Source organism: Streptomyces griseorubiginosus (genome assembly GCF_001514195.1).
GTDB classification, from domain to species: Bacteria; Actinomycetota; Actinomycetes; order Streptomycetales; family Streptomycetaceae; genus Streptomyces; species Streptomyces griseorubiginosus.
Genome location: NZ_KQ948739.1, coordinates 144,139 through 162,815 on the forward strand (window position 1 = coordinate 144,139; position 18,677 = coordinate 162,815).

Sequence of the window (18,677 nt, forward strand, 5' to 3'; positions counted from 1 at the left end):
AACACGAGGGGCTGCCGCCCGCATTCCGGCGGCTGGAGCGCCCTGAAGGGGCGCGGGGAACTGCGCGACCAGCCACGACGGCGCGACAGCCGTCACAGCACTTCGCTCCCCCATACGAAACGGCCGTCCCGAGGTTCCGGAACGGCCGTTTCTCCATGCTTTCGCGGTCAGACCACGAGCAGTGCCTCCAGCGGGGCCCCCGCCAGCGCCGGCTCCAGACGGGCCCGGCCGCCCAGGAAGCCCAGCTCCATCAGGACCGTGAGGCCCGCGACCTCCGCGCCCGCGCGGCGGATCAGCTCGATGGACGCCTCGGCCGTACCGCCGGTGGCCAGCACGTCGTCGACGATCAGGACGCGGTCGCCGGAGGACAGGTCCTCCGCGTGCACCTCGATCTCCGCCGAGCCGTACTCCAGGTCGTACGCCTGGCTGAGGGTCGCTCCGGGGAGCTTGCCCGCCTTGCGCACCGGGATGAACCCGAGGCCGGCGCGGACGGCGACCGGGGCGCCGAGGATGAAGCCCCGGGCCTCCAGGCCGACGACCTTGGTGGCGCCGGTGCTCGCGGCGACCGCCGCCAGCGCGTCGGTGAGCGCGGTGAAGGCCGCCGGGTCCGCCAGGAGCGGGGTGATGTCCTTGAACATCACACCCGGCTCCGGGTAGTCCGCCACATCGCGGATACGGCTGAGCAGCAGCTCCTCGATGTCGGTCATCGGCGCTTCCCCGAGGGACGGCCACGGCCCCGGCCGCGCGAGGCGGGCTGGGTGCGGGGACCGACGACCGCGTGCCCGGTGTCCTCGGGCTCGTCGTCGTCCACGGCGTCGCCGCGGGCGTCCGCGAACTCCTCCTCCGCCTCGGCCTGGGCGCGCTTGGCGAGGACCCGCTTCTTGAGCGCCTTCATCGCCGGCTCCTGCTCCTTGAGGTCGGCGACGAGCGGGGTGGCGATGAAGATCGAGGAGTACGCACCGGCGGCGAGGCCGACGAACAGCGACAGCGAGATGTCGTTGAGCGTGCCCGCGCCGAGGAAGCCGCCGCCGATGAACAGCAGGCCCGCCACCGGCAGCAGCGCGACCACCGTGGTGTTGATCGAGCGGACCAGGGTGCCGTTGATCGAGCGGTTGGCGATGTCGCTGTAGGTCCAGCGGTTCTGCTTGGTGATGTCCTTCGTCTGCTCCTTGAGGGAGTCGAAGACGACCACCGTGTCGTAGAGCGAGTAACCGAGGATGGTCAGCAGACCGATCACCGTGCCCGGCGTGACCTCGAAGCCGACGAGGGCGTAGATGCCGACGGTGATGGTGATGTCGTGGATCAGGGCGACGAGTGCCGCGATGGCCATGCGCCACTCGAAGGCGATCGCCAGGTAGATCACGACGAGGACCATGAAGATCGCCAGACCCTGCCAGGCCTTGTTGGCGATCTGGTCGCCCCAGCTGGGACCGACGAGGTCGGCGGCGATCTTCTCCGGGTCGACCTTGAAGTCCGAGGCGAGCTTGTTCTTGATCTCGTCGGACTGCTGGGTGTCCATGCCGGCGATCTGGATGCGCAGCGTGCCGTTGCCCAGCTTCTGGACGACCGCGTCGTGGCCGGAGGCCTCCTTCGCGTAGTCCTCGGCCTGGGAGACGGAGACGCTGGTCTTCTCGGTGGTGAAGACCGCGCCGCCCTGGAAGTCGATGCCCATGTTCAGGCCGCGCACCGCGAGGCCCAGGATCGCCGTGATGGTGATCAGGATCGAGATGCCGTACCAGAGCTTGCGGTGACCGATGAAGTCGTAGCTGATCTCGCCACGGTGCAGTCGGGCGCCGATGTTGCCGAGTTTCGACATGCTCACGCCTCCTTCGTGTGGGCGGGGGCGGCGGGACGGCGGGTGCGGCGCAGCGGGGGCTTGGCGCCCAGGCTCTTCGGGTCGAGGCCGGACCACTTGCTGCCGCTCGCGAAGAACTTGCGGCGGGCCAGCAGCGTCATGAGCGGCTTGGTGAAGAAGAAGACCACGACGACGTCCAGCACGGTGGTCAGGCCGAGCGTGAACGCGAAGCCCTGGACCTTGCCGACCGTCACGATGAACAGGACGGCGGCGGCGAGGAACGACACGAAGTCGGAGACCAGGATGGTGCGCCGGGCGCGCGGCCAGGCCCGCTCGACGGCGGGTCGCAGCGAGCGGCCCTCGCGGATCTCGTCCCGGATGCGTTCGAAGTACACGATGAACGAGTCCGCGGTGATACCGATGGCGACGATGGCACCGCACACGGCCGGCAGGTTCAGCGCGAAGCCGATCGCCGGGCCGAGCAGGGCCATGATCACGTAGGTGAGGATCGCCGAGACCAGCAGCGAGGCCATCGCGACGACGGACAGACCGCGGTAGTAGGCCACCAGGTAGATGACGACCAGCGCCAGGCCGATCGCGCCGGCGAGCAGACCGGCGTGCAGCTGCTCACCGCCGAGCGCGGCGGTCACCGTGGTCACGCTCTGCTCCTGGAAGGAGAGCGGGAGGGCGCCGTACGACAGCATGTTGGCGAGGCTCTGGGCCTCCTCCTGGGTGAAGCTGCCGGAGATCTGCGCGTTGCCGCCGGTGATCGAGGAGCTCACGGTGGGGCTGGAGACGACCTGGCCGTCGAGGACGATGCCGAACTCGTTGAGCGGCTGGGTGTTCTGCGCGAGCTTGCCGGTGATGTCGGCGAACTTGCTGGCGCCCTTGCTGTTGAAGGTCATGGTGACCTGCCAGCCGGCGGCGGTCTGGGTGTCGAAGACCGCCTGGGCCTTCTTGACCTCGGTGCCGGCGACGGCGGCGGGGCCAAGCAGGTATTTGTACCAGACGCCGTTGAACTCGCCGCAGCCCACGGTGGTCTCGGTGGGCTTGGCGCCCTCGCCCGCCTTGTTGCGCTGCGCCTGCTTGGAGCAGTCCAGGGCGGCGTACTGGGCCTGGAGCTTGGCGTCGGAGGCGGAGGTGCCGGTGCCGCCGGTCGCGGAGGCCGACGGCGAGGGGGAGCCCGACGCGCTCGCGGACGCCGACGGAGTGGAGTCGGCCTTCAGGGCGTCGGTGACGGCGCGACCCTGCGAGGTGGCGGAGGCCGACGGGGAGGACGACGAGGTCGCCTTCTCACCGGTGCCGGACTTGCTCGCGGAGGGGCTCGGCGAGGCCTTCGAGGAGCCGCTGGCGGACGGGCTCGGCGTGGCGGCCGCGACGCCGGTGGCGTCCTGGGCGAGGACCGGACGGAAGTACAGCTTGGCGGTGGTGCCGACCTGGTCGCGGGCCTCCTTGGAGTTGGTGCCCTTGGGGATGTTCACGATGATGTTGCGATCACCCTGGGTCTGCACCTCCGCCTCGGAGACGCCCAGGCCGTTGACACGACGGTTCATGATCTCGACCGCGGTGTCCATGTTGGCCTTGTTGATCGCGGACCCCTGGTCGGCCTTGGCCTCCAGCGTGATGCTGGTGCCTCCGGCGAGGTCGATGCCGAGGCGCGGGGTGGTGTGTCCGGAGAGGAACATTCCACCGGTGAGCGCCACGATGGCGATCAGGATCAGGGCCAGCGCGCGCCCTGGCTTGCTCTGGGCACTCGCGCTCCGCCCCCTTTTAGGTGCTGCCACCTTCTCGTACTCCCTCTCGGGCCGCTCTCGCGCCGGGTCGGCGGGCGGGCGGCCATGACATGGTTGGGGATTCCGTGCGAGCTGCGCGGATTCCGGGGCGCGCGGAGGTGACCGCGCGCCCCGGAAAACGACTACTTCGCGCCGGAGTCGCCGTCGGTCTTCTTCGGCTCGTCGTCCGACTTCGCCTCGGCGTCCTCCACGTCGGCGTCGGCCTTGGCAGGCGTGTCGACGGGGGCCTCGTCGGCCGTGTCCTTCTTACCGAGGTCGACGGACTTCTCGTCGGAGGCGGCGGCAGCTTCGTCGGCGGGCTCGTCGTCGGTGAGGGAGGAGGCGTCGTCCGGGACGACGTCGGAGTCGGACTTCAGGTCGTGCTCGATGCCGTGGACGATGCGGTTGTACTCGTCGTCCGTCAGTACGGCACCGATGGCGTTCTTCGCGAAGAGCAGTTCCACGCCCGGGCCCGCGTCGAGGAGGACGGTGTCGTCGCCGACCTCCTTGACCGTGGCGTACATACCCCCGATCGTGCGGACGCCGCTGCCGGGCTGCATTTCGTTCCGCATGCTGGCGGCCTGCTGCTGCTTCTTCTTGGCCGACCGGGTCATCAGGAACATGGCCCCGATGAGCACGATGAACGGGAGGAGGGTCACGAGACTCACGGGTCGGAACTTCCTTCACGCGACCGCGATGGTGAGCGGCCTGATGGTTGGGGGTGTGCATGCCGCCGACAAAGGCGGCATCGGCGGAGTCTAAGCGAGTCCGCGCGCAGGGAACAACGCTCAGCATCGCACCTGGGTTCCTGCCCCGGCCAATGCCGTGCCGTCACAAAGGCATCACGTCCCGAACAGGTCCTGTTGTCCGTTTCCCGTGGACACGGAGCGCGGCGGGGTGAGGCCGAGGTGGGCCCAGGCGGCGGGGGTGGCGACCCGGCCGCGCGGGGTGCGCGCGAGCAGGCCCTCGCGGACCAGGAACGGTTCGGCGACCTCCTCGACGGTCTCGCGCTCCTCCCCCACCGCGACGGCGAGCGTGGAGAGGCCGACCGGGCCGCCGCCGAACAGCTTGAGCAGGGCTTCCAGGACCCCGCGGTCCAGCCGGTCGAGACCGCGGGCGTCGACCTCGTAGACCTTGAGCGCGGCCGCCGCGATGTCCCGGGTGATGATCCCGTCGGCCTTGACCTGGGCGTAGTCGCGGACCCGGCGCAGCAGACGGTTGGCGATCCGGGGCGTGCCGCGGGAGCGGCCCGCGATCTCGGCGGCGCCGTCGGCGCCGATCTCGACGTCGAGGAGGTTGGCCGAGCGGTGGATGACCCGCTCCAGCTCGGCCGGTTCGTAGAACTCCATGTGCGCGGTGAAGCCGAAGCGGTCGCGCAGCGGGGGCGGCAGCAGGCCCGCGCGGGTGGTGGCGCCGACCAGGGTGAAGGGGGGCAGCTCCAGGGGGATGGCGGTGGCGCCGGGGCCCTTGCCGACGATGACGTCGACGCGGAAGTCCTCCATCGCCATGTAGAGCATCTCCTCGGCGGGCCGCGACATGCGGTGGATCTCGTCGAGGAAGAGGACTTCGCCCTCCTGGAGGGAGGAGAGGATCGCCGCGAGGTCGCCGGCGTGCTGGATGGCCGGCCCGCTGGTGATGCGGATCGGGGCGCCCATCTCGGCCGCGATGATCATCGACAGGGTGGTCTTGCCGAGGCCGGGAGCGCCGGAGAGCAGCACGTGGTCGGCGGTGGCGCCGCGCGCGCGGGCGGCGCGCAGGACCAGGTCGAGCTGTTCGCGGACCTTCTCCTGGCCGATGAACTCATCCAGGTCCTTGGGGCGCAGGGCGGCCTCGACGGCCTGGTCCTCGCGGTCGGCGGACGCACCGACGAGCCGCTCGGCGGCGGTGTCGTCGGTGGTGTCGTCCCAGTTCACTGACGTTCTCCTAGCGGGCGCGGTTCAGGGTCTGGAGGGCGGCCTTCAGCAGCTGGCCCACCTGGGGCGTGCCCTCGACGGCCTCCGCCTGCGGGGTCACGGCGGTGACGGCCTCGTCGGCCTCGCGCGTGGCGTAGCCGAGGCCGATGAGGGCGGCGTGCAGCTGGTCGCGCCAGCCCTGGGTGACGGGGGCGCCGACCACGGGCGCCCCGATCGGCTCGCCGAGCCGGTCCTTCAGCTCGAGCAGCAGCTTCTGGGCGCCCTTCTTGCCGATGCCGGGCACCGCGATCAGGGCCTTCTCGTCACCGGTGGCGACCGCGCGGCGCAGCGCGTCCGGCGCGTGCACGGCCAGCATGGCCTGCGCGAGGCGCGGACCGACCCCGCTGGCGGTCTGGAGCAGCTCGAAGACCTGCCGCTCGTCGTCGTCGACGAAGCCGTACAGGGTGAGGGAGTCCTCCCGCACCACGAGCGAGGTGGCCAGTTTGGCGGGCTGCCCGAGCCGGAGCGTGGACAGGGTGTTCGGGGTGCACTGGAGGGCCATGCCCACACCGCCCACCTCGAGCACCGCGGCGTCGGGGGCGAGGGCGGCGACGGTGCCGCTGACGAACGCGATCATGCGAGACGGCCTTTCGGTGCTGCTTTGGCTGTGTGCAGGGCGACGGCCTGCTGGAGGCGGTTCTGGGCGGGGGCACGCCAGATGTGGCAGATGGCGAGCGCGAGGGCGTCGGCGGCGTCGGCCGGCTTGGGCGGGGCGTCGAGCCGGAGCAGCCGGGTGACCATGGCGCCGACCTGGGCCTTGTCGGCGCGGCCGCTGCCGGTGACGGCGGCCTTGACCTCGCTGGGGGTGTGCAGGGCGACGGGGATGCCGCGGCGGGCGGCGCACAGCATGGCGACGGCACTGGCCTGGGCGGTGCCCATCACCGTACGGACGTTGTGCTGGCTGAACACCCGCTCGACAGCGACGAATTCAGGCCGGTGCTCGTCCAGCCACCTCTCGATGCCCTGCTCGACGGCGACGAGCCGCTGGCCCAACTCGGCGTCCGCGGGCGTCCGTACGACCCCGACACCGAGCATCGTCAGGGGCCGCCCGGCGACGCCCTCGACGACACCGACGCCGCACCGCGTGAGTCCGGGGTCCACCCCGAGTACCCGCACGCGCCCTCCCCTCGGTGATCTTTGACTTCACGCCAGGCTATCCGCTGCCACCGACAACGGCGGCGGGCCGGTGGGACGTGTCCCAACCGGCCCGCCGAAACGGCTCAGCACGCGGCAGCGCTACGCGTCGACCTTCTCCATGACCTCGTCGCTGACGTCGAAGTTGGCGAAGACGTTCTGGACGTCGTCGCTGTCCTCGAGGGCGTCGATCAGCTTGAAGATCTTCCTGGCGCCCTCCTCGTCCAGCTCGACCTGCATGGTCGGGACGAAGTTGGCCTCGGCGGAGTCGTAGTCGATCCCGGCGTCCTGGAGGGCGGTGCGGACGGCGACCAGGTCGGTGGCCTCGCTGAGCACCTCGAAGGACTCGCCCAGGTCGTTGACCTCCTCGGCGCCCGCGTCCAGGACGGCACCGAGGACGTCGTCCTCGCTGAGCTCGCCCTTGGGGACGATGACGACGCCCTTGCGGTTGAAGAGGTAGGACACCGAGCCCGGGTCGGCCATGGAGCCGCCGTTGCGGGTCATGGCGACGCGGACGTCGGAGGCGGCGCGGTTGCGGTTGTCGGTGAGGCACTCGATGAGCACCGCGACACCGTTCGGGCCGTAGCCCTCGTACATGATCGTCTCGTAGTCGGCGCCGCCGGCCTCGAGGCCGCCGCCGCGCTTGACCGCGGAGTCGATGTTCTTGTTCGGGACCGACTGCTTCTTCGCCTTCTGGATGGCGTCGTAGAGCGTCGGGTTGCCCTCGATGTCGACGCCGCCCATGCGGGCCGCGACCTCGATGTTCTTGATCAGCTTCGCGAAGAGCTTGCCGCGCTTGGCGTCGATCACGGCCTTCTTGTGCTTCGTCGTAGCCCATTTAGAGTGGCCGGACATCTGCCTGTCTCCTTCGCGTTACCCATCCCTGCAACCAACGCCTGAGATCCTACAAGGACTCCGGCGCCCGGTTCGCGCGCACCATGTCGACAAAGAGGGCGTGCACCCGGTGGTCGCCGGTCAGTTCCGGGTGGAAGGACGTGGCGAGCGCGTTGCCCTGGCGGACCGCGACGATGTGGCCGTCGTGCTCGGCGAGCACCTCGGCCTCGGCACCGACGGACTCGACCCAGGGGGCGCGGATGAAGACGCCCTCCACGGGGTCCCCCGCGACGCCCTTCACGTGGACCGCCGCCTCGAAGGACTCGTTCTGACGTCCGAAGGCGTTGCGGCGCACGATCATGTCGATGCCGCCGATCGTCTCCTGGCCCGAGCGCGGGTCCAGGATCTTGTCGGCGAGCATGATCAGGCCCGCGCAGGTGCCGTAGACGGGCATGCCGGCCCGTACGCGCGCGCGGAGGGGTTCCATCACGCCGAACAGGACGGCCAGCTTGGAGATGGTGGTGGACTCGCCGCCGGGGACGACGAGGCCGTCCACCTCCGCGAGTTCCTCCGGGCGCCTCACCGGCCTGGCCACGGCGTCGGCCGCGGCCAGGGCGACGAGGTGCTCCCGGACGTCGCCCTGGAGGGCCAGGACGCCGATGACAGGGGCTTCGTGGGACATGGGGTGGTTACCAGCCGCGGTTGGCGTAGCGCTCGGCCTCGGGGAGGGTGTCGCAGTTGATGCCGACCATGGCCTCGCCGAGGTTGCGGGACGCGTCCGCGATGATCTTCGGGTCGTCGTAGAAGGTGGTGGCCTTCACGATGGCGGCGGCGCGCTTGGCCGGGTCGCCGGACTTGAAGATGCCGGAGCCGACGAAGACGCCCTCGGCGCCGAGCTGGCGCATGAGCGCGGCGTCGGCGGGGGTGGCCACACCACCGGCGGAGAACAGCACCACGGGGAGCTTGCCGAGCTCGGCGACCTCCTTGACCAGCTCGTACGGGGCGCGCAGCTCCTTGGCGGCGGCGTACAGCTCGTGGTTGTCGAAGCCGCGCAGGCGGGCGATCTCGTTCTTGATCTGGCGCAGGTGGCGGACGGCCTCGACGACGTTGCCGGTGCCGGCCTCGCCCTTGGAGCGGATCATGGCCGCGCCCTCGGCGATGCGGCGCAGGGCCTCGCCCAGGTTGGTGGCACCGCAGACGAAGGGGGTCGTGAAGGACCACTTGTCGGAGTGGTTGACCTCGTCGGCGGGGGTGAGGACCTCGGACTCGTCGATGTAGTCGACGCCGAGGGACTGCAGGACCTGGGCCTCGACGAAGTGGCCGATGCGGGACTTCGCCATGACCGGGATGGACACGGCCTCGATGATGCCCTCGATCATGTCCGGATCGGACATCCGGGCCACGCCGCCGTCCTTGCGGATGTCGGCGGGGACCCGCTCAAGGGCCATGACGGCGACGGCGCCCGCGTCCTCCGCGATCTTCGCCTGCTCCGGCGTGACGACGTCCATGATCACGCCGCCCTTGAGCTGCTCCGCCATACCGCGCTTCACGCGCGCGGTGCCGGTCTCGGGAGCCTGGTTCTCGGTGCTGGACACGGGTTGACCTCGCTGAAGTGAAAAGAGGATTTGTGCAGCACCGAGGAAACGTCATCGGACCAGGCCACAGCAAGGGCCAATGAGGAGCCGGTGGATCGTTTTTGCCCTCCCTGGTCCCCTCAGGCCCCACGCGTAGCTCTACGCGGCCCGGTCGACCAGTGCCGCGGGCGGCTCGTCGTCCATCTCGAAGGCCATCGGGAAGGGGGCGTGGCCGGCCAGCCGGAACCAGCGGACCTTGCGGTGCTGGCGGAGCCTGCGGGCGGCTCCCACCGCGTCGTTGTGGAAGCGGCGGGCCATCGGGACCCGTCGTACGGTCTCGGTGAGTTCATGGGCCGCCGACTCCCCGCCGGGCGCCTCCCGTACGGCCTCCACCTGGTCCGGTTCGGCGAACACGGCCCGCAGCGCCTGGCTCAGCTCGCTCTCGGCGACCTCCCGCTGCTCCTCCTCGGCCTGCCGGGCGGCGTGCGCGGCCTCGTACAGCACGATCGACGCGGCCGGGTCGAGGACTCCGGAGGTGGCCAGCTCCTGGGTCACGGAGGCCCGTCGCACCAGCTGGGCGTCCAGCGCGGCGCGCGTGGCGTCGATCCTGGCGTGCAGGCGGTCGAGACGGCCCGCGGTCCAGCTGAGGTAGAGGCCGACCGCGACGAGCGCGACGACGATCCAGATGAGGGTGGCAGTCACGGGGAGCAGGCTATCGGGGCCGGGTGGGGAGGAGTGGGGCAGGCACGGGGCCTCGACTGGGGGCGGTCAAGCAAGCCCCAGCGCACCCCCAGCCCTCAAGACCCACCGCACCCTCGGCCCACAAGCCCCACCGCACCGCACCCTGGGCCCGCGGGCCCCGGTGCCGCTCAGTCCCGTGCCAGTCCCAGCCGAGCCCTCAGACCCGTGCCCCGGTCGTCGTCCGCCGCCGCCACCGCCGCCGCGCCCGCGGTCACCGTCTCGTAGACCGACAGGATGTCCGCGCCGACGGTCGACCAGTCGAAGCGGCGGACGTGGGCGCTGCCGCGCTCGCGCAGTTCGGCCAGCCGACCGGGGTCGCCGAGGAGTCGTACCGCCGCGTCCGCCAGCGCGTCCGCGTCCTCGTTGGCGAAGAGCTCGCCGGCCCAGCCGTGGTCCAGGACCTGGGCGAAGGCGTCCAGGTCCGAGGCCAGCACCGGGGCGCCCGCCGACATGGCCTCGACCAGGATGATCCCGAAGCTCTCGCCGCCGGTGTTGGGGGCGACGTACAGGTCGACGCTGCGCAGGAAGCGGGCCTTGTCCTCGTCGCTGACCATGCCGAGGAACTCCACCCGCGCGCGCAGTTCCTCGGGGAGGGATTCCACGGCCTCCTCCTCGTCGCCGCGCCCTGCGACCAGGAGCCGCGTGCCCGGGCGCTCGGCGAGGATCCTCGGCAGGGCCTTCATCAGCACGGGAAGGCCCTTGCGGGGCTCGTCGATACGGCCCATGAAGCCGATCGTGCCGCCCTGCCACTCGGGCTTCGGCTCGGCCTCGGCGAAGAAGTCGACGTCCACGCCGTTCGGGATCACCACGGCGTCCCCGCCGAGGTGCTCGACGAGCGTGCGGCGGGCGTACTCGCTGACCGCGATGCGGGCGCTGATCTTCTCCAGGGCGGCCTGGAGGATCGAGTACGCGGCGACCATGACCCGGGAGCGCGGGTTCGAGGTGTGGAAGGTGGCGACGATCGGGCCCTGCGCGATCCAGCAGGTCAGCAGCCCGAGGGACGGCGAGGACGGCTCGTGGATGTGGACCACGTCGAACTCGCCGTCGTGCAGCCAGCGCCGCACCCGGGCCGCCGACAGGAAGCCGAAGCTCAGCCGGGCCACCGAGCCGTTGTACGGCACCGGCACCGCACGCCCGGCCGAGACGACGTACGGCGGCAGCGGGGTGTCGTCGTCGGCCGGGGCGAGGACGGACACCTCGTGGCCGAGGCGGATGAAGTACTCGGCGAGGTCGCGGATGTGGAACTGCACGCCTCCTGGCACGTCCCAGGAGTACGGGCAGACGATGCCGATTCTCACGGGCGGGCCCCGTCCGACGGGCGGGGTTCGAGATCCTTCAGCCACAAGCGCTGGAGCATGTGCCAGTCCTCCGGATGGTCGGCGATCCCGGTGGCGAAGGCATCGGCCAGCGCCTGTGCCATGACAGACGTCTTCTCGGCCCGGGTACCTGACTCGGGCACCTCGACCGGGGGGTGCACCCTCCCCTGCATGACGGGCGAGTCGTCGTACCAGAGTGTCACCGGCAGCAGCAGCGCGCCCGTCTGCTGGGCCAGCAGGGCGGGGCCCGCCGGGATGCGGGTGGCCTCGCCGAAGAACCGCACCTCGACGCCGGACGACGACAGGTCGCGCTCGGCCACCAGGCAGACCAGGCCGCCGTCGCGCAGCCGCCGGGCCAGGGTGCCGAAGGCGGTGCCGCCGCTGTGCGGGAGGACCTCCATGCCGAGGCCCTCGCGGTAGGCGACGAAACGGTCGTAGAGCGTCTCGGGCTTGAGCCGTTCGGCGACCGTGGTGAAGGGCGTCTCCAGCTTGGTGGTGACCCAGGCGCCGGCGAGGTCCCAGTTGGCCATGTGGGGCAGCGCGAGGATGACGCCCTTGCCGGCGGCGAGGCCGTCGGTGAGGTGGTGCAGGCCCTTGGGGTCGAAGCCGGCCTTGATGCGGTCCTTGCTCCAGGCGGGCAGCCGGAAGGACTCCATCCAGTAGCGCAGATACGACCGCATGCCCGCGCGCGAGAGCTCCGCGAGGCGCTCGGGGCTCGCGTCGGGCACCACGCGCGCGTAGTTGCTCTCCAGCCTGAGGACGCCCTTGCCGCGCTTCTTCCAGGCCAGGTCGGCGATGCTCCGCCCGAGACGCACGGCGACCGGCTCGGGGAGCTTCTTGACCACGCCCCAGCCGAGGCCGTACAGCGAGTCCGTCAGCCGCTCCTGGGCGCTCACTTCGCGGCCTCGCTCCCCTGCTGCCGGGGCTGCTCCTCGGCCGTGGCTGGGGTCGATGTCGTGCCGGGGGCCGCGGCTGCGGCCTCCTCGGCCTCCGCCGACTCGCGGCGGACCGTGACGACCCGCTGGATCAGCGTGACGAGGCTGCCGACGGCGACGATCCACAGGGCGACCGGCAGCAGGTACTGGATGCCCGGCACACCGAACTTGTGCAGGCCCGAGAGACCGGCCGCGACGAGGGAGATCACCAGGCGCTCGGCGCGCTCCACGAGGCCGTTGACGGCGACCGGCAGCCCGATCGACTCGCCCCGGGCCTTGGTGTACGACACCACCTGGCCGCTGGCCAGGCAGAAGATGGAGACCGCGCACAGGGCGATGTCGTCGCCGCCCCCGGCGTACCAGAGGGCGAAGCCGCCGAAGATCGCGCCGTCGGCGACGCGGTCGAGCGTGGAGTCGAGGAAGGCGCCCCAGCGGCTGGAGCGGCCGAGCTGGCGGGCCATGTTGCCGTCGACGAGGTCGGAGAACACGAACAGCGTGATCACGACCGTGCCCCAGAAGAACTCGCCCATGGGGTAGAAGACCAGCGCGCCCGCCATCACGCCGGCCGTGCCGAGGAGCGTGACCGTGTCGGGGCTGACGCCCCTTCTGATCAGAAATGAGGCGAACGGGGTGAGGACACGCGTGAAGAATGCACGCGCGTACTTGTTCAGCATGGCCTTCCCGACGGTCGGTGTGGCCGGCTCGGCCCCTGCTGGCCACCGGCTGGCCCATCGTAGCCACGCGCGCGCGGGCGGCGGCCGGGCACCCGGAGCGTCCGTGGCGGACGTGCCGCCCCGGACCGCGGCGGGATCGCGTCCGTCGTATGGACGCACCGTGACGGGAGTGGAAAGCTCGAAGGACCGCGGGCGTCACCGGAGCCGCACCGCACGCGGGTCCGCATGTCCGCGCCCACAGATGACCTCACCGTGCACGGGAGGCAAGGCCATGGGCGACAAGGCGAACGCACACCCCGGAGCCGCCGGCAGGGCAACAGCGGCCGACCACCCCGCGTCCGTACGGAATGTGGTGCTGGTCGGCCACTCCGGTTCGGGCAAGACGACATTGGTGGAAGCTCTCGCGCTGACGGCGGGGGCGGTGAACCGGGCGGGCCGCGTGGAGGACGGCGGCACCGTCTCGGACTACGACGAGATCGAGCACCGGCAGCAGCGCTCGGTCCAGCTCTCCCTGGTGCCCGTCGAATGGGACGGGTACAAGATCAACCTTCTGGACACCCCCGGATACGCCGACTTCGTCGGGGAGCTCAGGGCCGGTCTGCGAGCGGCGGACGCGGCCCTTTTCGTCGTCTCGGCCTCGGACGGGGTGGACGGCTCCACGCGCATGGTGTGGGAGGAGTGCGCGGCCGTCGGGATGCCCCGGGCCATCGTCGTCACGCACCTGGAGGCCGCGCGGGCGGACTTCGAGGAGATGACCCGGATCTGCGCGGAGACCTTCGGCGGCGACGACCCCGACGCCGTACTGCCGCTCTACCTGCCTCTGCGCGGCCCGCAGGGACCCGACGGGCACGCGCCCGTGACCGGTCTGACCGGGCTGTTGTCGCAGAAGCTGTTCGACTACTCGTCCGGGGAGCGCAAGGAGTCGGAGCCCGGCGAGGACCTGCTGCCGGAGATCGAGGAGGCCCGCAACCGGCTCATCGAGGGGATCATCTCGGAGAGCGAGGACGAGACCCTCATGGACCGCTATCTGGGCGGCGAGGAGATCGACTTCAAGACGCTCGTGGAGGACCTGGAGCGGGCCGTCGCGCGGGGGGTGTTCCATCCGGTCCTGGCCGCCGCCCCGGCCGCCGACGGCGCCCGGCAGGGGCTCGGCACGGTCGAGCTGCTGGAACTGGTCACGGGCGGCTTCCCGACGCCGTTCGAGCACCCCACACCGGGCGTCACGACCATCGACGGCAAGCCGCGCGAGATCAAGGCGTGCGACACCGAGGGCCCGCTGGTCGCGGAGGTCGTGAAGACCGCGTCCGACCCGTACGTCGGCCGTATCTCGCTGGTGCGGGTCTTCTCCGGGACCCTGCGCCCGGACGAGACGGTCCATGTCTCCGGGCACGGGCTCGCCGACCGCGGGCACGAGGACCACGACGTCGACGAGCGCATCGGCGCCCTGTCCGCGCCCTTCGGCAAGCAGCACCGGCAGCTGTCGCACTGCATCGCGGGCGACCTCGCGTGCGTGGCGAAGCTCAGCCGCGCGGAGACCGGCGACACGCTCTCCGCCAAGGACGACCCGCTGCTCATGGAGCCGTGGGAGATGCCCGACCCGCTGCTGCCGCTCGCCATCCAGGCGCACAGCAAGGCGGACGAGGACAAGCTCTCCCAGGGCCTGTCCCGGCTGGTCGCCGAGGACCCGACCATGCGGCTCGAACAGAACCAGGACACCCACCAGGTGGTGCTGTGGTGCCTGGGCGAGGCGCACGCCGACGTGGCCCTGGAGCGGCTGCGCAGCCGGTACGGCGTGCAGGTGGACGTCGTACCGCACCGGGTGTCGCTGCGGGAGACGTTCGCCCAGAAGGCGGCTGGGCGCGGGCGGCACGTCAAGCAGTCCGGCGGGCACGGGCAGTTCGCCATCTGCGAGATCGAGGTGGAGCCGCTGCCGGGCGGTTCGGGCATCGAGTTCGTGGACAAGGTCGTCGGCGGCGCGGTGCCACGGCAGTTCATCCCGTCCGTCGAGAAGGGGATCAGGGCGCAGGCCGCCAAGGGGGTCGCGACCGGCCATCAGCTCATCGACGTACGGGTGACGCTCCTGGACGGCAAGGCGCACTCCGTGGACTCCTCGGACGCCGCGTTCCAGACCGCCGGCGCGCTGGCGCTCAGGGAGGCCGCGGCGGACGCCCGCATCCATCTGCTGGAGCCGGTCGCCGAGGTGTCCGTGCTGGTCGGCGACGACTACGTGGGCGCCGTGATGAGCGACCTGTCCGGGCGGCGGGGCCGGGTGCTCGGCACCGAGCAGACCAACGGCGCACGCACGCTGATCAAGGCCGAGGTGCCCGAGATCGAGATCGGCCGGTACGCGGTCGACCTGAGGTCCCTGTCGCACGGCACCGCGCGTTTCAGCCGTTCCTACGCGCGGCACGAACCCATGCCGCCGCAGATCGCCGAGAGGATCCGTGAAGAGGCGCGTGAGGCCTCGTAGTTGGTGCGGGACCGGGGACAAGTGGCTTCCGGCGGCGCACGGGTGGCGTTCCGCGCCCCACAAGTGACCCGTACGGAACGCTTCCTTCCGATTCGGCGGGCGGCTTCGGCCGTCCGCCGACTAATGTCAGCGCCGACAGATACGCTGATGACCTGATCAACAGGTGTGCGGAGTACGGAAGTCGGGAAGGCCGCAGTGGGTGAGTCCGGCGGCGATCGGGGGCGGGAATGACCGTTGACGGCGGTTACGCGGACATCTTCGGTCCGCAGGTGCCGCGCACGGGTGACGAGGCACAGACGGCCACCTTCGCGCTGGCCTCGGCGGCCTATCGGGACAGTCCGGTGGAGGAGATCCTCAAGGCCAACAACGAATGGCACGAGTCGGCCGTCAAGGGCGGCCGCAAGTGGGCGAGGATCTTCCGCCCCAACCTGGGCGAGGCCTTCTCCACTGCGGTGATCATCCGCATGCTCGGAAAGGGCCGCAAGCCCCTCATCCAGTCCTTCGGCGCGGAGCCCCAGGTCGTGGTCGAGCACTGCCTCGCGGCCAACAACATCCGCCGGGACCGGGACAACTGGCTGACCGCCGTCATGGTGCTGTGCGGGCTGCTCTTCCTGCCCGGCCTCCTGGTCTGGCTGCTGATCTTCACCCTGCGCACCAATGTCGCCCGGCGCGAGGACAAGCAGGCCGGGGCGCTCGCCACCGCACTGCTGGTCGCGGTGGGCGCGCTCGCCGTGCTCTTCCTGATCAAGATGCCGTTCGCAGGCTTCTGGGGCTGGTACGCACGCGCGTGCGTGGTCCTGCCCGTGGTCGGCTGGTTCTGGGCCAAGCAGATCTGCGAGCGCACCGCGACGGATCTGCGGGAGCGCTGGGCGAGTCTGCTGGCCGGCAGCAGCGTGGGCGCCAAGGTGCCCGAGGCGGTGCCGAGCAACCCCGGCGAGACCGCGGCCGAGCAACTGCGCCAGTCCCTCGCCCACCTCAGCGCCGAGCAGCAGTCCAACTCGGTCTTCTACGCCGGGCCCAAGGGCATACTCGGCATGGGCACCCGCTGGGGCAGCTGGCAGCTGGCCGAGGACCTGGTCTCCGCCGACCCCACCCGGGAGATCCACCCCTTCCGCAGCTGGGACGTCATCCGCTCCATCCACGACCAGCTGCGGATGCTGGAGCGCAACACCATCAACACCGGAGGCTTCCCGAAGCCGACCGTACGGCACTGGATCGTCACCCCGATCGCGGAAGGCTCGAAGGAGGTGTCCCGGCCCGGCGGCACCGACGTGGACGCGTACCAGGTCAAGAGCCACGCGATACAGGACATCTGCAACAAGCAGCAGTTCGGCGGCGGCGACCGGCACTACCTGGGCGTGCAGTGGACGCTGTGGGAGGGCCAGCTGGTCCTCACCATGCTGATCACCGTGACCGTGCTGCACGAGACGCTGCGCATCGAGGTCACCGGGCACGCGCTGGGGCCGGTGCACGGACTGTTCACGTCGAAGCCGGCGGCCAAGGAGAAGGAGGTCGCCAAGTCGATCCGGTTCTGGGAGACCCGGAAGATCAAGCTCCCGCTGGTCGACGCCGACGAGGTGGTCCGCCTCGCCGCCCGGGCCCCCCTGACCCGCTATCCCCCGCTGCTCAACTGGCTCGGCGGCTCGCTCGCCCTGCCCGAGCCGTTCGGTCTGCGGCACGCCTGGGCGGACCGGCCGTGGCGGCACCGCTTCATGGCCGACGACGCGCTGCGCGCCGCGACTCCGGTCCTGCGGGTCGTGCACTCGGCGGCGATAAGGGTCCTGGCGGAGAACGGCGTGGACACCGAGAAGTTCGGCACGCGCGCGGGGTTCCTGAGCACGCAGGTGCAGGATGTGTCGCCGCGGAAGGCGGACGTCTACGACGCGTAGGCCTCCGGCGGTTGGGCCGTCTTTGGCGTGCGGGTGGGTCGGGGTTGCGGTCCCTGGGGGCTGCGCCCCCAGACCCCCCTTCGGCCTGCGGCCTCGTCCTCAAACGCCGGACGGGCTGCCTGTCTTAGGCCAGGCCTCCGACAGCATCTTCCTCGTGTCGCCCAACAGCTGCGGCAGCACCTTCGTGTGGCCGACGACCGGCATGAAGTTCGTGTCGCCGCCCCAGCGGGGGACGATGTGCTGGTGGAGGTGGGCGGCGATGCCCGCGCCCGCAACCGTGCCCTGGTTCATGCCGATGTTGAAACCGTGCGCGCCGGAGGCCGTGCGCAGAGCCGTCATCGCCTGCTTGGTCAGCGCGGCCAGCTCGGCGGTCTCCGGCTCGGTGAGGTCGGTGTAGTCGGCCACATGACGGTAGGGCACGACCATGAGGTGGCCGCCGGTGTACGGGTAGAGGTTGAGCACCGCGTACACCAGTTCGCCGCGGCGGACGATCAGGCCGTCCTCGTCGGACTTGGCCGGGATCGAGCAGAAGGGACAGCCGTCGTCGGCACCCGGGCCGGTCGGCTTGTTCTCACCCTGGATGTAGGCCATCCGGTGGGGTGTCCACAGACGCTGGAACGCGTCCTGCGTCCCCACTCCCAACTGCTGCTCCGGCTCACTCGTCATGCCATGCAGCATATGGCTTCGCCCGTTCGCGCCGTGTCGGCGGGGTTGTGCGAAAAGCGGCCCGGGCCAAGCTGGGCACGTGGACGACGACACCGGCACACACCCCGACGACGATCACATGGACCACGGCGACGGCGGGCACGAAGGCCATGGCACGGGTGGGCACCAGAGCCACGGCACCGACCGGCCCCCGCGCACCGGCACCGGCACCGGCACCCATCCAGGCACCGACACAAGCCCCTCCGCCCACGCCCCCGGCGCCCCCCACCGCCTCACCCTCTGGGAGCAGCGCACCGAGATCATGCTCGCCGTCGCCTCCATGGCCTTCCTCGTCGCCTACGCCGTCCGCGTCCTGGCCACCGGTCTTCCCCAGGCCGCGCTCGATCTCTGTCTGGCGGTCACCATGGCCGCCTGGGCGCTGTTCGCCGTCGACTACGCGGTGCGCTGGCGGCTCAGCGGGCAGGGGCGGCGCTTCGTACGGCGACACGTGCTGGACACCGTCGTGCTGCTGCTGCCGCTGCTGCGGCCCCTCAGGATCGTCAAGGCGTACGAGGCCATCCAGCGCCGGCACGGACAGCCCCGGCTCCCGCTGCACGGGCGGGTGATGGCGTACTCCGGCCTGTCGACCCTCCTGCTGGGCTTCACCGGTGCCCTGGCCGTCTTCCAGCAGGAACGCGATGCCCCCGGCACGACCATGCCCACCTTCGGCGACGCCGTCTGGTGGACCTGCGCCACCCTCACCACCGTCGGCTACGGCGATGTCGCCCCGGTGACTCCGCTGGGGCGTCTGATCGCGGTCGGCGTGATGATGATCGGGCTGGCCCTGCTCGCCGCCGTGACCGGCACCTTCGCCTCCTGGCTGCTCCAGGTCTTCGCCCGCGAGGACGACGAAAGGCCCCCGGGGAGCTGAACTCCCCGAGGGCCC

Annotated in this window: 18 protein-coding genes; 3 read left to right on the plus strand and 15 right to left on the minus strand. The window is 71.0% G+C overall.

What is annotated here, in order from left to right:
* Positions 1 to 167: 167 nt before the first annotated feature.
* The 14 genes from AQJ54_RS26400 to pgsA all read right to left on the minus strand — a co-directional run bounded on the left by AQJ54_RS26400 (position 168) and on the right by pgsA (position 12,727).
* Positions 168 to 707 carry an adenine phosphoribosyltransferase gene (locus tag AQJ54_RS26400; RefSeq protein ID WP_062241490.1) on the minus strand — a complete coding sequence of 180 codons (540 nt, stop codon included), beginning with the start codon at positions 705 to 707 and terminating at the stop codon, positions 168 to 170.
* The gene (secF, locus tag AQJ54_RS26405; RefSeq protein ID WP_062028262.1) at positions 704 to 1,816 is read right to left on the minus strand and encodes a protein translocase subunit SecF; all 1,113 of its coding nucleotides are present in this window, start codon (positions 1,814 to 1,816) and stop codon (positions 704 to 706) included. Before secF ends, AQJ54_RS26400 begins: the two co-directional genes overlap by 4 nt.
* A gap of 2 nt (positions 1,817 to 1,818) precedes the next feature.
* Complete coding sequence (gene secD, locus AQJ54_RS26410) at positions 1,819 to 3,579, minus strand: protein translocase subunit SecD (RefSeq protein WP_211278590.1); 1,761 nt, start codon at positions 3,577 to 3,579, stop codon at positions 1,819 to 1,821.
* Positions 3,580 to 3,710: 131 nt separating this feature from the next.
* The gene (gene yajC / locus AQJ54_RS26415) at positions 3,711 to 4,235 is read right to left on the minus strand and encodes a preprotein translocase subunit YajC (protein ID WP_062028265.1); all 525 of its coding nucleotides are present in this window, start codon (positions 4,233 to 4,235) and stop codon (positions 3,711 to 3,713) included.
* A 174-nt stretch (positions 4,236 to 4,409) separates the two neighbouring features.
* Positions 4,410 to 5,480, minus strand: coding sequence for a Holliday junction branch migration DNA helicase RuvB (ruvB, locus tag AQJ54_RS26420; protein WP_062241493.1), 1,071 nt, complete (start codon positions 5,478 to 5,480; stop codon positions 4,410 to 4,412).
* Positions 5,481 to 5,490: 10 nt separating this feature from the next.
* Positions 5,491 to 6,096, minus strand: coding sequence for a Holliday junction branch migration protein RuvA (ruvA, locus tag AQJ54_RS26425; protein WP_062028269.1), 606 nt, complete (start codon positions 6,094 to 6,096; stop codon positions 5,491 to 5,493).
* Positions 6,093 to 6,635: a crossover junction endodeoxyribonuclease RuvC gene (gene ruvC / locus AQJ54_RS26430; protein WP_062028271.1), complete on the minus strand. Its 543-nt coding sequence runs from the start codon at positions 6,633 to 6,635 to the stop codon at positions 6,093 to 6,095. Before ruvC ends, ruvA begins: the two co-directional genes overlap by 4 nt.
* Before the next feature lie 120 nt (positions 6,636 to 6,755).
* Complete coding sequence (locus tag AQJ54_RS26435) at positions 6,756 to 7,508, minus strand: YebC/PmpR family DNA-binding transcriptional regulator (RefSeq protein WP_030321453.1); 753 nt, start codon at positions 7,506 to 7,508, stop codon at positions 6,756 to 6,758.
* Between the two features lie 49 nt (positions 7,509 to 7,557).
* The gene (gene pdxT, locus AQJ54_RS26440; protein WP_062241495.1) at positions 7,558 to 8,169 is read right to left on the minus strand and encodes a pyridoxal 5'-phosphate synthase glutaminase subunit PdxT; all 612 of its coding nucleotides are present in this window, start codon (positions 8,167 to 8,169) and stop codon (positions 7,558 to 7,560) included.
* 7 nt (positions 8,170 to 8,176) lie between these two features.
* Entirely contained in the window at positions 8,177 to 9,082 is a 906-nt protein-coding gene (pdxS, locus tag AQJ54_RS26445; protein WP_062028275.1) for a pyridoxal 5'-phosphate synthase lyase subunit PdxS, read from the minus strand.
* Between the two features lie 138 nt (positions 9,083 to 9,220).
* Positions 9,221 to 9,763: a LemA family protein gene (locus tag AQJ54_RS26450; RefSeq protein WP_062028276.1), complete on the minus strand. Its 543-nt coding sequence runs from the start codon at positions 9,761 to 9,763 to the stop codon at positions 9,221 to 9,223.
* Positions 9,764 to 9,930: 167 nt separating this feature from the next.
* Positions 9,931 to 11,100: a glycosyltransferase family 4 protein gene (locus tag AQJ54_RS26455; RefSeq protein ID WP_062028278.1), complete on the minus strand. Its 1,170-nt coding sequence runs from the start codon at positions 11,098 to 11,100 to the stop codon at positions 9,931 to 9,933.
* A complete protein-coding gene (locus tag AQJ54_RS26460) occupies positions 11,097 to 12,014 on the minus strand; it encodes a phosphatidylinositol mannoside acyltransferase (RefSeq protein WP_062241497.1) in 918 nt (305 codons plus the stop codon). The genes AQJ54_RS26455 and AQJ54_RS26460 overlap by 4 nt, the downstream gene beginning before the upstream one ends.
* Positions 12,011 to 12,727, minus strand: a complete 717-nt coding sequence (gene pgsA / locus AQJ54_RS26465; RefSeq protein ID WP_062028282.1) for a phosphatidylinositol phosphate synthase — start codon at positions 12,725 to 12,727, stop codon at positions 12,011 to 12,013. The genes AQJ54_RS26460 and pgsA overlap by 4 nt, the downstream gene beginning before the upstream one ends.
* 271 nt (positions 12,728 to 12,998) lie before the next feature.
* On the opposite strand from pgsA, the gene AQJ54_RS26470 reads away from it, so the two are divergent.
* Both AQJ54_RS26470 and AQJ54_RS26475 read left to right on the plus strand, forming a co-directional pair.
* A complete protein-coding gene (locus tag AQJ54_RS26470; RefSeq protein ID WP_062241498.1) occupies positions 12,999 to 15,197 on the plus strand; it encodes an elongation factor G-like protein EF-G2 in 2,199 nt (732 codons plus the stop codon).
* Between the two features lie 227 nt (positions 15,198 to 15,424).
* Positions 15,425 to 17,086 (plus strand): hypothetical protein, encoded by a 1,662-nt coding sequence (locus AQJ54_RS26475; RefSeq protein WP_062028286.1) that lies wholly within the window; start codon positions 15,425 to 15,427, stop codon positions 17,084 to 17,086.
* A gap of 99 nt (positions 17,087 to 17,185) precedes the next feature.
* On the opposite strand, the gene AQJ54_RS26480 is transcribed toward AQJ54_RS26475, so the two are convergent.
* Positions 17,186 to 17,764 (minus strand): HIT family protein, encoded by a 579-nt coding sequence (locus tag AQJ54_RS26480; RefSeq protein WP_063802996.1) that lies wholly within the window; start codon positions 17,762 to 17,764, stop codon positions 17,186 to 17,188.
* A gap of 289 nt (positions 17,765 to 18,053) precedes the next feature.
* Here AQJ54_RS26480 and AQJ54_RS26485 point away from each other — a divergent pair, with 289 nt between their 5' ends.
* On the plus strand, positions 18,054 to 18,662 hold the full coding sequence (locus AQJ54_RS26485; protein WP_062241876.1) for a potassium channel family protein: 609 nt from the start codon (positions 18,054 to 18,056) through the stop codon (positions 18,660 to 18,662).
* Positions 18,663 to 18,677: the final 15 nt, after the last annotated feature.

Coding starts and splice junctions, on each gene's coding strand:
- pdxT (WP_062241495.1), bottom strand. CDS start 8,169: ATGTCCCACGAAGCCCCTGTCATCGGCGTCCTGGCCCTCCAGGGCGAC.
- AQJ54_RS26485 (WP_062241876.1), top strand. CDS start 18,054: ATGCTCGCCGTCGCCTCCATGGCCTTCCTCGTCGCCTACGCCGTCCGC.
- AQJ54_RS26475 (WP_062028286.1), top strand. CDS start 15,425: ATGACCGTTGACGGCGGTTACGCGGACATCTTCGGTCCGCAGGTGCCG.
- AQJ54_RS26435 (WP_030321453.1), bottom strand. CDS start 7,508: ATGTCCGGCCACTCTAAATGGGCTACGACGAAGCACAAGAAGGCCGTG.
- AQJ54_RS26480 (WP_063802996.1), bottom strand. CDS start 17,764: ATGCTGCATGGCATGACGAGTGAGCCGGAGCAGCAGTTGGGAGTGGGG.
- secF (WP_062028262.1), bottom strand. CDS start 1,816: ATGTCGAAACTCGGCAACATCGGCGCCCGACTGCACCGTGGCGAGATC.
- AQJ54_RS26400 (WP_062241490.1), bottom strand. CDS start 707: ATGACCGACATCGAGGAGCTGCTGCTCAGCCGTATCCGCGATGTGGCG.
- ruvA (WP_062028269.1), bottom strand. CDS start 6,096: ATGATCGCGTTCGTCAGCGGCACCGTCGCCGCCCTCGCCCCCGACGCC.
- AQJ54_RS26470 (WP_062241498.1), top strand. CDS start 12,999: ATGGGCGACAAGGCGAACGCACACCCCGGAGCCGCCGGCAGGGCAACA.
- pgsA (WP_062028282.1), bottom strand. CDS start 12,727: ATGCTGAACAAGTACGCGCGTGCATTCTTCACGCGTGTCCTCACCCCG.